Source organism: Kitasatospora sp. NPDC059571, from assembly GCF_042735675.1.
Lineage (GTDB): Bacteria > Actinomycetota > Actinomycetes > Streptomycetales > Streptomycetaceae > Kitasatospora.
On sequence record NZ_JBHWBW010000015.1, the window covers coordinates 1 to 12144 of the forward strand.

At 73.9% G+C, this 12144-nt stretch carries 10 protein-coding genes; 4 read left to right on the forward strand and 6 right to left on the reverse strand.

Annotated elements, in window-relative coordinates:
- Positions 1 to 95: 95 nt before the first annotated feature.
- The 6 genes from ACFV0G_RS03915 to ACFV0G_RS03940 form a co-directional block, all read right to left on the reverse strand.
- A complete protein-coding gene (locus ACFV0G_RS03915) occupies positions 96 to 353 on the reverse strand; it encodes a hypothetical protein (RefSeq protein ID WP_380541137.1) in 258 nt (85 codons plus the stop codon).
- A gap of 124 nt (positions 354 to 477) precedes the next feature.
- Positions 478 to 1842, reverse strand: coding sequence for an ABC transporter substrate-binding protein (locus tag ACFV0G_RS03920; RefSeq protein ID WP_380541140.1), 1365 nt, complete (start codon positions 1840 to 1842; stop codon positions 478 to 480).
- A 188-nt stretch (positions 1843 to 2030) separates the two neighbouring features.
- Positions 2031 to 3182: a GNAT family N-acetyltransferase gene (locus ACFV0G_RS03925; RefSeq protein ID WP_380541143.1), complete on the reverse strand. Its 1152-nt coding sequence runs from the start codon at positions 3180 to 3182 to the stop codon at positions 2031 to 2033.
- 35 nt (positions 3183 to 3217) lie between these two features.
- On the reverse strand, positions 3218 to 4177 hold the full coding sequence (locus ACFV0G_RS03930) for a polysaccharide deacetylase family protein (RefSeq protein WP_380541146.1): 960 nt from the start codon (positions 4175 to 4177) through the stop codon (positions 3218 to 3220).
- A gap of 441 nt (positions 4178 to 4618) precedes the next feature.
- The gene (locus ACFV0G_RS03935) at positions 4619 to 5023 is read right to left on the reverse strand and encodes a gamma-glutamylcyclotransferase family protein (protein WP_380541149.1); all 405 of its coding nucleotides are present in this window, start codon (positions 5021 to 5023) and stop codon (positions 4619 to 4621) included.
- Positions 5024 to 5078: 55 nt separating this feature from the next.
- A complete protein-coding gene (locus ACFV0G_RS03940; RefSeq protein ID WP_380541153.1) occupies positions 5079 to 5702 on the reverse strand; it encodes an alpha-ketoglutarate-dependent dioxygenase AlkB in 624 nt (207 codons plus the stop codon).
- 98 nt (positions 5703 to 5800) lie between these two features.
- On the opposite strand from ACFV0G_RS03940, the gene ACFV0G_RS03945 reads away from it, so the two are divergent.
- The 4 genes from ACFV0G_RS03945 to ACFV0G_RS03960 all read left to right on the forward strand — a co-directional run bounded on the left by ACFV0G_RS03945 (position 5801) and on the right by ACFV0G_RS03960 (position 12006).
- Positions 5801 to 6760: a pseudouridine-5'-phosphate glycosidase gene (locus tag ACFV0G_RS03945; RefSeq protein WP_380541156.1), complete on the forward strand. Its 960-nt coding sequence runs from the start codon at positions 5801 to 5803 to the stop codon at positions 6758 to 6760.
- Positions 6757 to 7722, forward strand: coding sequence for a carbohydrate kinase family protein (locus tag ACFV0G_RS03950; protein WP_380541159.1), 966 nt, complete (start codon positions 6757 to 6759; stop codon positions 7720 to 7722). The genes ACFV0G_RS03945 and ACFV0G_RS03950 overlap by 4 nt, the downstream gene beginning before the upstream one ends.
- A 7-nt stretch (positions 7723 to 7729) precedes the next feature.
- Positions 7730 to 8716 carry a hypothetical protein gene (locus ACFV0G_RS03955; RefSeq protein WP_380541162.1) on the forward strand — a complete coding sequence of 329 codons (987 nt, stop codon included), beginning with the start codon at positions 7730 to 7732 and terminating at the stop codon, positions 8714 to 8716.
- Positions 8717 to 8907: 191 nt separating this feature from the next.
- A complete protein-coding gene (locus tag ACFV0G_RS03960) occupies positions 8908 to 12006 on the forward strand; it encodes an RICIN domain-containing protein (protein ID WP_380541165.1) in 3099 nt (1032 codons plus the stop codon).
- The last annotated feature ends 138 nt before the right edge of the window (positions 12007 to 12144 follow it).

Genomic DNA, 12144 nt, shown 5'->3' on the forward strand with positions numbered 1-12144 from the left:
CCGCCGGCCGGGCCCGGTGGGGCGCCGGCCGGCCGGTGGGCACGGGGAGCGGTGGGACCGGTCCGTGCCGCCGTGCGCGGCGGCCGTGCGGCCGGTCAGTCCGTCAGCCCCGCGAAGAGGGAGCAGATCTCGCGGGCCGCGTCCCGCATCTCGATCGACTCGTGGGGTCTGGCCACGAGCTCGGTCATGATCAGGAGGGCCGCCTGGAGGGCCGCGACGGGAACCTCGACGGTGCGCAGACCGCTCAGGACGTCGCTGGCCTGGGCCGCGGCGCTGGTCGTCCAGCTCTGGGTCTGCTGGGGGAGGGCCGTGGCGGGGGTGCCGCCGGTGGCGGGCGGATGGCAGGTGTTCATACCGGTACCAACGACGCAGCCATGACACGGGATGCTGCCGGGTTCGCCGGCCGCCCTGCGGGGTCCGCGGAAGCGCGCTGCGAGAGTGCTGCGGGAGCGCTCCCATCAAGGCTGAACGGGTCGGTCAGCCGCCGGTCTGCTCGGAGATCTGCTTGACCGCGGCGTTCCACGCCTTGCGGGGATCGGTGCCGTTGCGCTCGACGTCCAGCAGCGCGGTGTCGGTGATCACCGTCTTGACCGCCCCGTCCAGCCGCCCGATCGGGGCGGGCCGGATCGTCCGTGCGGCCTCGGCGTAGATGCGGCCGGTCGGCGCGTTGTTGAAGTACGCGTTGGTGGCGCCCTGGACGGCGGGCAGCCGCAGGGCGGCGTCCGATGAGGGCAGGTTCCCGGTCTTCGCGAACACCTTGGCCTGCTGCTCCGGCGCGGTGAGCCAGGCGGCCAGGGCCGCGGCCTCCTTCGGGTGGCGCGCCGCCTTGGGCACGGTCAGGAACGCGCCGCCCCAGTTGCCGGCGACCGGGGCCTGCGCGATGTCCCACAGCCCTTCGCCGCGGTCGCCGGCGTACTGGCTGATGACGCCGGTCATCCAGGACGGGCAGATCACGGTGGCGACGCCGTTGAGGTAGAGCGCGTCGTCCCAGTCGGCGGTGAACTGCTGGAGGCCGTCGGTGAGTCCGCCCCTGGCGGCGGAGACCGCCGTGTCCCAGGCCTTCTTGACACCGGGGCTCTCCTGGTAGTCCAGGGTGCCGTCGGCCTTCGAGAACTGCTGGGTCTCGCCGGAGAGGACGGCGTTGAAGAGGCCGCCGGCGGAGTCCGTGAACACCGTCTTCGCGGGGGCGCTGGCCTTGTAGCGGCGGCCGACGTCGACGAACTTCGCCCAGTCGCCGGCCCACATCCTGCCCACCGCCTCGCGGTCGGTGGGCAGGCCCGCCTTGCGGAACAGGTCCTTGCGGTAGCAGACCGCCATCGGGCCGGTGTCGGTGCCGAGCCCGATCAGCGCGCCGCCGGCCGTGGTCGCCTGGGCGGACTTCCAGGGCAGCCAGGCGGCGGGGTCCACGCCGGGGGCCGAGCGCAGGTCGGTGAACTGCTCGGCGAGCGGCCCGGTCGCCTCCGCGATGTAGCCGACCTCCACGGCCTGGATGTCCGCCACCGGGCCGCCGTCGTGCAGCTTGCCGGTGAGGTCGTTCCAGTAGGCCTTGCCGTCCTGGGTGGCCTCCTCGTTGATGACGATCTCGGGGTGCTTGGCCATGTACTCGGCGAAGAGCCCGGCCTCCCGGTACCCGAAGGTGCCGAACGTGCCGACGTTGAGCGTGACGACCTCGGAGAGCGGTGACGCCTTCGGCGCCGGGGCGGTGCTGCCGCAGGCGGTGAGCGCGAGGACCGCTCCGGCCAGGGCGGCACCTGATCTGACGGCCCGTCCGCGGCGGCGGGCGGCCGGCTCGGGGCGGCGCGCGGCGGGAGCGGGGGGTGCGCTGGGTCTGGTGCCTGGCATGGGGCCTCGTTCACTGACGGATGATCGGGTGGGGTGCGTCGGCGCGTGCGGGGGCATACGCGTGGGAGCGCTCCCAGACCTTGCTCGTCACCGCCGGTGCCTGTCAAGGGGTGCGGGCCTCCGCATTGCCGCCGCCGGCCTGCATGAACACGTCGAACCGGGGTTGGGGAGGGTGTGCCGACGGCGGGTCAGGGGCGCGCGGAGGCGGGTGAGGGCGGCGCGGCAGCCGCACGGCCCTGCTTGAGGCGGAGCTTGGCGGCGAGCAGGGCGCCGGTGGCGCCGTGCGGGCGCAGCCAGGAGATGTCGTGCCGGTCCTCGGCACCGAACCGGTACTTGTAGGCCTCGGTGCCGCGCAGGAAGTCGAAGGTGCGCAGGCCCTGTTCGGCGCAGCTGCGGACGGCCTCGGCGATGACCGCCGTGCCCAGCCGCAGCGGCGCCCAGGCCGGGTCCCAGCCGATCTGGTAGTAGGCGAAGCCGGTGCCCCAGCGGAAGCCGTAGAGCCCGCCGATGGTCCGCCCCTCGTGTTCGGCGAGCAGGAAGGCGGGGCCGTTGCCCTGTGCGGCGGTGGCCCGGGCCGCGCGCTCCATGACCCGCAGGTGCAGCGGGCGGCGGCCGGTGTCGAAGGTGGTCGGCCGGCCGAGCGCCGCACGCCGCAGCCGGTGGAGGGCGAGCACCTCGTCAAGCTCCGCCGGGCCGGCCTCGGCGGGGCCCACCCAGCGGAAGGAGACCCCCTCGGCGTCGAGCTTGCGCCGGTAGCGGCGTACCGAGGAGCGGAACTGCCGGGATCCCAGGGCATCCGGACCGGCCGTCAGGTCGGTGCGCGGGCAGGCGGCGGTGGCGACCGGCCGGGCCCCCGCGGGCAGGACGGGAGCCGCCTCCGGGTCGAGGTCGGGCAGCCAGAGCGTGGTGCGGTGGGCCCGCTCGGCGAGCCAGGCGCGGACCGTCGGCCGGTGGTCCGCGGCGACGGGCGGCCCGCAGTGGTCGGCGGCGCCCGGGCCGGAGCCCAACAGGGTGAGGCAGGGGGCGGTGAGCGGCAGCCGGGGGTGCAGCCGTACGGCGGTGCGCAGCAGCGGGACGACGGCCGCGACCCGCCCGTCCGGACGGCGCCAGAGCGCGAGCTCGCCGCTGCCCGCGCCGGCACCGAGCGTCTCCCACCAGGACAGCACCCACTCCGGGGTGGCGAACCAGGAGCCGTGCGGGTCCTCGGCGACCAGTCGCCGCCAGCCGTCCGCGATCTCCGGCGGGACCTCGCCGGGGGAGCGGAGGAGCTCCGGGGAGGCGGGCGTGCCGCCCGCCGCTGCCCGGTCGGCGTCGGTGCGGCCGGCGGCGTCCGCAGGCATGGTGCGCTCCCCCCTGGGCCCGCGGCCGGGCCCGGTCATCGGCCGCCGCGCAGGCGGTGCACGGCCGGGTGCAGCCCGGACAGGATGGTGTCGAACCGGTGCGGGCCGGTGTCGGCGTTCACCCGGAGCCGGCTGATCCGCAGCGGGTTCCGCGGCAGCCGGCGGTCGTGCCGGTGGTCGAACAGGAAGGCGGTGCGGTAGCCGAGGTCGGTGAGGGCCCGTTCGGCGTGCGGATCGAGGTTGCCGTTCGGGTAGGCGAACGAGGTCGGCGCCTCGCCCAGCAGCCCGGCGAGCAGGTGGTGCGCCTGTTCGACCTCGGCGCGGGCGCGGGCGGGCGTGCAGCGGTCCAGGCAGGGGTGCTCGACGGTGTGGTTGCCGATGGCGACCCCGCCGGTGCGCAGCTCCGCCAGGCCGGCGGCGGTCAGTTGGGGTGTCCGCGGGGCCTGCCGCCGAGCGGTGTCCCGCAGGTGCTGGAGCGCGCGTCGGCGGACGGTGTCGGGCACCTGCTTGAGCCGGCGGACGACGCCGTCGGGGGCGGTGCCGGGCGGGAGGCCGTCGGCCGACCCGCCGTGCCGGGCCAGGAAGGCGGCCTCCGACCACCAGTACGGCCGGTCGCTGCCGACCAGGCCGGCGATCACGTAGGCGACGGCCGGGATCCGGTGGCGCCGCAGGACGGGGAGGCCGTGGGTGAGCACGCTGGGGTCGCCGTCGTCGAAGGTCACCAGCACGCTGCGGGGCGGCAGCGGCCGGCGGTCGCGGACGGCTTGCTCGACGGCGGCGAGGGAGACCGGGCGGGCCGTCCGGGCGAGCCGGGCCATCTGGGCGGCGAACGTGGGCGGGTCGTCGATGCCGTGGTAGGCGAGCACCGCCAGGCGGGCCGCCGCGACGGCGCGGAACGCGGGCTGGAGCGGTGAATGGCGCAGTGCGGCGTCGATCCGCCGCCTGCGGGTGTCCGCCGGGGTCGCGCCGCCCCCGGCGGCGTGGTCGTCCGGCACGCCGCCCCCCTCTCGCTCGCCGGGTCGGCCCGCGCCGTTGCGGGCGGCAACGCCCGCTGCGGCGGGCCCTGCTGACTCGGCGTCAACGCGACACGACTTTACCATCGCTTGACCGTTCACCCAGGGTCTTCCAAGGATTCGGCCGGATTGCCTGCGGGCTCTTGACCTGGGGCGAATACGGAGGAAACTGGTCAATACACCGGAATACCGGGCAGAGCTGCACCGCCGACGGAGACGTCCGACGGCCGTCCGAGCGACCCTGATCCAGGCTCTGGCCAGGCCCCCGGCGGGCCGGAACGCGACGGAGGGCAGACGGCGACGGCCGATGCCACGGAGAACGCCCCGGACGCCGGGAGTCGACGTGTCCGGGGCCGCGCGCTGCGGCCCCGTCCGCTGTCCGCCGCAGGCCGCTCCCGCAGGACCCCGCGGCCGGGGGAGGGCTCAGCGGGCCGTCCAGTCGCCCGAGGGGATCGGCGCCGGTACGGCGCTCAGCACGGCCGCGATCCGCGGCCCGGCGAAGTAGACCCAGGCGTCCGTCTCGGCGCCGTCCGCCGTCCGCACCGGCCGCCGCACCCGCACGTACTCGCCCTCGCCGTCCGGCGTGCAGTCCTCCAGCAGGTCGAGGTCGGCCAGCACCCGGGCGTGCAGGGCCGGGTGGACGGTGACCAGTTCGCCGACCACCCGCGCGCCGGGCGCCGGGACCACGTACGGGTAGCCGGGGCCGTCGTGCAGCGCCGCGTCCTCCAGGACGGCCCGGCGGACGAGGGTGCAGCGCCCCGCCAGGTGCCGGGTGTGGTTGCGGCCGCCCGGGCGGAGCGTCCCGTAGACGAAGAACGGCAGGTGCACGGGGTGCTCCAGGGGCGGCGGACGGCGGGGGCGGTCGTACCGGCGACCGGGCCGGTCAGCGTACCCCGTGCGGCCGGAACTGGATGCTGATCCGCGGGCCGACCGGGCGGGAGCTCTTGGGCACCGCGTGCTCCCAGGTGCGCTGGCAGGTGCCGCCCATCACCAGCAGGTCGCCGTGGCCCAGCAGCCGGCGGACGGCGGGGCCGCCGCCGCGCGGGCGCAGCAGCAGGGGGCGCGGTTCGCCGACCGAGACGATCGCCACCATGGTGTCCTGGCGGCCGCCGCGGCCGAGCCGGTCGCCGTGCCAGGCCACGCTGTCGTGGCCGTCCCGGTAGTAGCACAGGCCCGCGGTGGTGAACGGCTCGCCCAGCTCGGGGCCGTAGTGGGCACTGAGCGCGCCCCGGGCCTCGGTGAGCACCGGGTGCGGCAGCGGGTCGCCCTCGCCGTAGAAGGCGAGCAGCCGGGGCACGTCCACCACCCGCTCGTACATGGTGCGGCGTTCGGCGTGCCAGGGGACGTCCGCGGCCAGCTGTTCGAACAGTGCGCCGGCGCCGTGCAGCCAGCCGGGCAGCAGGTCGATCCAGGCGCCGTCGCCGAGCACCGTGCGGCGCGGTGCGTCCAGCGGGCCGAGGGCGATGTCCTCGGCCGCGTCGAAGAGCGAGTCCTGGAGGTGCGGCATGCCGCCAGCCTACGCCTGATGGGAACATCTGTGCGAATATTCGGGCGGGTGTCCGTCCGGAGGTTTGCGGGGGCGGCCGCGGTGCGCAGGAATCGGGCATGACCGAACCCTCCGCCACCCCCGCCGCCGGCAGCGGTCCGCTGCGGCTGTCCCCCGAGGTCGCCGACGCGCTCGCCGCGGGCGCACCCGTGGTCGCCCTGGAATCGACGATCATCGCCCACGGCCTCCCGCGGCCCAGGAACCTCCAGGTCGCCCGGGAGCTGGAGGAGGCCGTCCGGGCCGGCGGCGCCGTCCCGGCCACCATCGCGGTGCTCGACGGCGTGCCGCACATCGGCCTGGACAAGGACGGCCTGGAGCGGATCGCCGAGGACCGCTCGCTGCGCAAGCTGGGCTTCCGTGAGCTCGCCCCCGCCGTCGCGGGCCGGGCGAGCGGCGCGACCACGGTCTCCGGCACGGCCTTCCTGGCGGCCCGGGCCGGCATCCGGGTGTTCGCCACCGGCGGCCTCGGCGGTGTCCACCGGGACTGGACCACCAGCCAGGACGAGTCCGCCGACCTCGGCCTGCTCGCCCGGACCAGGATCACCGTGGTCTGCGCCGGGGTGAAGTCGATCCTGGACGTGCCCGCCACGCTGGAGCGGCTGGAGACCCTCGGGGTGGCCGTCCTCGGCTACCGGACGGGGGAGTTCCCCGGCTTCTACCTCACCGGCTCCGGCCAGCCGGTCGGCTGGACGGTGCAGGACGCGGCCGAGGTCGCCGCGATGATGCAGGCCCAGGACGCCCTCGGCGGGCCCGAGTCGGCGCTGGTGGTGGCCAACCCCGTGCCGCCGGCCGAGCAGCTCGACCCGGCGCTGCACGACCGGGTGCTGGCCGAGGCGCTGGCCGCGGCCGACCGCGCCGGGGTCCGCGGCCAGGCCATCACACCGTTCCTGCTCGCCCACCTGACCGAGCACACCCGCGGCGCCTCGCTGGAGGCCAACCTGGCGGCCGTCCGCGGCAATGTGCGACTCGCCGCCGAGATCGCCGGCCGGTGGGCCGACCTGCGCAGCGGCCGCGGATGAGCGCGGGCGCCCTGCTCGTCGTCGGCGAGGTGGTCACCGACGTCGTCGCGCTCCACGAGGGCCCGCTCGTCCCGGACACCGACACCGCCGCCCGGATCGCCGTCCGGCCGGGCGGTGCCGGGGCCAACGTCGCCGCCTGGGCCGCCGCGGCCGGGGCGGACGCGCGGCTGCTCGCCCGGGCGGGCGCCGACTGCGCGGCCTGGCACCGGGCGGCGCTGCAGGCCGCGGGCGTGCGGCCGTACCTGGTGGTCGACCGGGCGGCGCCGACCGCCGTGGTGATCAGCCTGGTCGACCCGGCCGCCGAGCGGACCCTGGTCACGGACGGCGGCGCCGCCGTCCGGTTGGGGCCGCAGGACTGGGACGACGCCCTGCTGGACGGGGTCGCCCGGCTGCACCTCTCCGGCTACCACCTGTTCGGGGAGCCGGGCCGCCGGCTGGCCGCGGCCGCACTCGCCGCCGCCCGCGCGGCCGGGGTGGCCGCCAGCGCGGACCCGGCCTCCGCCGGCTTCCTCGCCCGGGCCGGGCTCGGCGCGGTGCGCGGCGCCCTGGCGGACGTCGGCCTGCTGCTGCCCAACCGCGACGAGGCTCTGCTGCTGACCGGGGCGACCGACCCGGTGGCCGCCGCCGAACTGCTCGGCGAGCGGCACGGCGAGGCGGTGGTCACGCTCGGGGCCGAGGGCGCGCTGGTCGCCGTGCGGGGCCGGCCGGTGGTCGAGGTGCCGGGCGTGCCGGCCGCCGCGGTGGACTCCACCGGGGCCGGCGACGCGTTCGCCGGCGGTCTGCTGGCGGCCCGGCTGTCCGGCGCCGACCCGGTGGAGGCGGCCGCGGCCGGCTGTCGCGCGGGTGCCGCGGCCGTCGCCGTGGTGGGTGCCCGGCCACCGGGCACCGCCGGGCCGGGCTTCGTCCCCGGCGGGGCGGGCGGCGACCGTTCCGTGCCGGGCGGGCGATCCGCCGTGCGATGATCGCGGGATGGAGCGCGGGACCGCCGGCGGGCGGGGGACGGGACGGCGGCTGCGGCGGGGGGCTGCGGCCGCGGCCGCGCTGCTGCTCGTGCTCGGCCCGGCGGCGCTGCCCGCCGCCGCGGCGGAGCACCCGGAGCGGCTGTTCACCATCCACGACCGCCGGATCACCGAGTCCAGCGGCCTGGCCGCCAGCCGCGCCCACCCCGGTGTCTACTGGACGCACAACGACAGCGACGACGGCCCGTACGTGTACGCGGTCGACGCCGAGGGCCGCACCCTCGCCACGGTGACCCTGCGCGGGGTCAAGCCGCGGGACGCCGAGGCGATCTCGCTCGGCCCGGACGGGCAGCTCTACCTCGCCGACATCGGCGACAACCTGGACGGCACCTGGCCCGAGGTGTGGATCTACCGCTTCGCCGAGCCGGCCGACCTGCACGACCGGACCGTCGACGCGGTCAAGTACCGGGTGCGGTACGAGGACGGGCCCCGCAACGCCGAGGCGCTGATGGTCCACCCGGTGACCGGGCGGGCGTACATCGCCAGCAAGCGGCAGTCCGGCGGCGGCCTCTACCAGGGACCGGAGCGGCTCTCCGCCTCCGGGGTGAACGTCTTCCGGCGGATCGCCGACGTGCCGTGGGTGACCGACGGCGCGTTCTCGCCGGACGGCACCCGGCTGGTGCTGCGCGGCTACTTCTCCGCCGACCTGTACGCGTGGCAGGACGGCGCGCCGCACCTGCTCCGGCCGCTGGACGTGCCGTTCCAGCGGCAGGGCGAGTCGGTGACCTTCTCGGCGGACGGCGCCGCCGTGCTCTACGGCAGCGAGGGCGCCGACAGCGACGTCTGGCGGCTCGCCCTGAGCAGCCCCTCGCCCTCACCGGGCGGGCCGGCCTCCTCCGCGTCGCCCGGCGGCCGGGCCGCCCCGGCCCCCGGCGCCGCCCGGGCCGGGCCCGGGGGGGGGGGGGGCCCGACTCGTTCGCAATTCCTATATGAGTAGTACTCATTTGGCAGTGAGATTGCACGTCAATGACACCGCACCTATCGGTAGTTACCGGACATAATCCCACCCGGAGAGAATCGAAGCCTCGCTTTGTCGCAATGAATACTGCGTAAACCCTTGACGGCGTGGGTCGATAGGGCGGCTAATTCACCCACAGAAGTAGCCGAGCCGCACCAGGATGGACCAGGATGAAACCCCTCACTTCCGTCGTCCGCAAAGCGCCGGTGGCGCTAGCGGCGGCCGTCTCCGCAACGCTGCTGATCTCACTCGCCGCGCCGCCCCCGGCCTCGGCCTCGACCCAGGCGACGTACTACGTCGCCCCCGGCGGTGACGACGCCAACCCCGGCACCATCGCGGCGCCGTTCAAGACCCTCCAGCACGCGCGGGACGTCGTGCGCACGGTCGACAGCAACATGGCCGGGGACATCAACGTCTTTCTGCGGGGCGGCACCTACCCGGTGACCAGCACCGTCGACTTCACCTCGGCCGACTCCGGCACGAACGGGCACCGTGTCGTCTACGCCGCCTACCCGGGCGAGAAGCCGGTCCTGGACGGAGGCGTTCAGGTGACCGGCTGGACGCAGCACAGCGGGAACATCTGGAAGGCCAAGCTCGACCGGGACGACAAGCTCCGCGCGCTCTACGTCAACGACAAGCGCGCGCAGATGGCGTCGAAGATGGTCAACTCGGCCGGATGCTACGGGACCTACACGGTCACGGCCGGGCAGGCTCCGTGGGCATGGGAGTCGGGTTCGCAGTGCGACGGGGCCAAGTACGGCCTCTCCGACCTGCCGGCCATCGCGTCCAACCAGGACGATGTGGAGATCGTGTCGGCGACGACGTGGACCACGGCCATCGTGGGCGTGCGTCAGATCACCACGAGCTCGGACGGCGCCAGCCGTGTGGCCCAGTTCCAGGAGCCGGGTGCGGCCATCGCCCAGGCACCGCCGTACGGCCCGTTCAAGGTCGGTGGCAGTCATACGTTCATGAACGCGTACGAGTTCCTGGACCAGCCCGGCGAGTTCTACTTCGACAAGAGCACGCACACGGTCTACTACTACAAGTCCAGCTCCGATGACATGACCACGGCGCAGGTCTTCGCGCCGAACAACCTCTCCACCCTCCTGAAGATCGCCGGCACGTCGAAGACCGATCACGCGCGGAACATCACGTTCGCCGGGCTCACGGTCGAGCACTCCGACTGGAACCTGGTCGATGTCGCGGGCTCCGTCGTCCGCCAGGGAACGCAGGGCAACGCCAGCTCGAACGTCTACGCGAGGCAGAACTTCCACGCGTACACCTACCGCAACGTCGACCTGCCGCCCGCCGCCATACAGATCGAGAACGCCGACGGGATCGTCCTGCAGCGCAACACGGTGCAGCACACCGGCGCCGACGGCATCACCCTGGCCAACGACGTGACGGACTCGCAGCTGACCGGCAACGTCACGAATGACGTCGCCGGGTCCGCGATCACCGTGGGGCACCCCCAGCACGTGTACATCGGGGACGGCACCTCGACCAACCACGAGAAGTACCCGGTGAACGTCGAGGGTCTCTGCAAGAACATCACCGTCACGGACAACTATCTCTACGACAGCGCGGTGCTGTTCCAGGGTTCCAACCCGGTGTCGGCGTACTTCGTCGACACCCTGGACATCGAGCACAACCGGATCGAGAAGTCCCCGTGGGCGGGCATCACCCTCGGCTGGGGCTGGTGGAACTTCGACGGTTCGACGAACTCCATCAATCCCGGGAATCCGACCACCACGGCGCGGAACAACACCATCAAGTACAACGAGATCTTCGACACGATGCGGGTGCTCGGCGACTCCGCTCCCATCTACACGCTGGGCAGCCAGCCGGGTACGGAGATCAGCAACAACTACATCAAGGGTGTCCCGGCCGGTCACAAGTACGGTCTGCACCCTGATGAGGGCTCCGCGTTCCTCAACGAGCACGACAACGTCTTCGACGTCGACCCGGGCCTGGCGTACACCGTCAACTCCGGTACCTGGGGCCGGCAGCACGACCTGACCATCACCAACAACTACGGCACCGTCAACAAGATCGCCGGCAGGAGCATCCCGAACAGCACGGTCACGGACGTGAAGGGCTACGGGGACAACGTGTGGCCGTCGCAGGCGTACGGCATCGCCCTGAGCGCGGGTCTGGAGGAGGCCTACAAGAACGTCCTGCCCGCCGCGGTCACGGCTGCGCAGGACTACGCGCTGCCCGCGAGCACGTTCGCCGGCACGGGCGTGATGACCATCCCGGTGCGCGGCCCCAAGGACGCGACGAAGACGCTGTGGTTGGCTCCCGCCGGTACGACGACGTTCGCCGCCGGTCCCACCAAGACCAGCGCGAGCGGCACCGCGACGAGCATCAGCGTCCCGCAGGCGGCGGGTGACTACCGGCTCTACGTCGTGGACGCCCAGGGCAACGCGTCTCCCGCGTCGAAGGCCCTCGTGCGGCAGCGCTGGAACCACGTCGACGACAAGGCCGCGGGCGTGACCTACTCCGGGACCTGGTCGAACTGGAACGACACGAAGGACATGAACGGGTCCGAGAAGTTCACGAGCACCGCGGGCAACTACGCCGAGTACTCGTTCACCGGCACGGGCGTGCGGTACCTCGGCATGACGCAGCCGAACATGGGCAAGGTGGACGTCTACCTCGACGGCACCCTGACCCGGGCGGGCATCGACGCCTACGCCCCGACGGTGACGAAGCAGGTCCCGCTGTTCGAGAAGACGGACCTGGCCGCGGGCCCGCACACGATCAGGGTGGTGTGCACCGGGACGAAGAACACCGCCTCCTCCAACACCGTCTGCGCGGTGGACGCGTTCGCTGGCATCTCGTTCCCTGCGACGAACGCCAACTACAAGATGGTCAACAAGGGCAGCAACAAGGCGGTCGACGTGTCAGGCGGATCCCTGTCCGCCGGAGCCAACGTCATCCAGTGGACCGACTCCGGAGCCGGGAACCAGAACTGGCGCCTCGTCCCGGTGGGTGACGGCAGTTACAAGGTCGTCAGCCGGAACAGTGCCCTGCTCATGGACGTCAGCGGTGCTTCCACCGCGGACGGTGCATTCATCATCCAGTCGTCCGACACCAACGCCGCGAACCAGCACTGGACACTGGTCGCCACCGGAACCGGCTACTACAAGCTCAAGAACGTGAACAGCGACAAGGTGCTCGACGTGTCCTCGGGAGGCGCGCAGCTCGCCCAGAACACGGACACGAACGCCGACAGCCAGTTGTGGAAGGTGGTCAACGTGGACTGACCGCGAATAAAGCAGCCCCGGCGCAGCTCCGGCGGGCCGCCTCCACCCGGGCCGAGCCCCGGGGGCGCCCCGGCCGACGGGGAGACGGGGGGCCCCCGCCCCCCGCCGGCGGGACGTGCGCGCCCCGCCGCGGGCCGG

Excerpts from the sequence above, each read along its gene's own strand:
- ACFV0G_RS03915 (WP_380541137.1), bottom strand. The coding sequence starts at position 353 with ATGAACACCTGCCATCCGCCCGCCACCGGCGGCACCCCCGCCACGGCC.
- ACFV0G_RS03920 (WP_380541140.1), bottom strand. The coding sequence starts at position 1,842 with ATGCCAGGCACCAGACCCAGCGCACCCCCCGCTCCCGCCGCGCGCCGC.
- ACFV0G_RS03925 (WP_380541143.1), bottom strand. The coding sequence starts at position 3,182 with ATGCCTGCGGACGCCGCCGGCCGCACCGACGCCGACCGGGCAGCGGCG.
- ACFV0G_RS03940 (WP_380541153.1), bottom strand. The coding sequence starts at position 5,702 with ATGCCGCACCTCCAGGACTCGCTCTTCGACGCGGCCGAGGACATCGCC.
- ACFV0G_RS03945 (WP_380541156.1), top strand. The coding sequence starts at position 5,801 with ATGACCGAACCCTCCGCCACCCCCGCCGCCGGCAGCGGTCCGCTGCGG.
- ACFV0G_RS03950 (WP_380541159.1), top strand. The coding sequence starts at position 6,757 with ATGAGCGCGGGCGCCCTGCTCGTCGTCGGCGAGGTGGTCACCGACGTC.
- ACFV0G_RS03955 (WP_380541162.1), top strand. The coding sequence starts at position 7,730 with ATGGAGCGCGGGACCGCCGGCGGGCGGGGGACGGGACGGCGGCTGCGG.
- ACFV0G_RS03960 (WP_380541165.1), top strand. The coding sequence starts at position 8,908 with ATGAAACCCCTCACTTCCGTCGTCCGCAAAGCGCCGGTGGCGCTAGCG.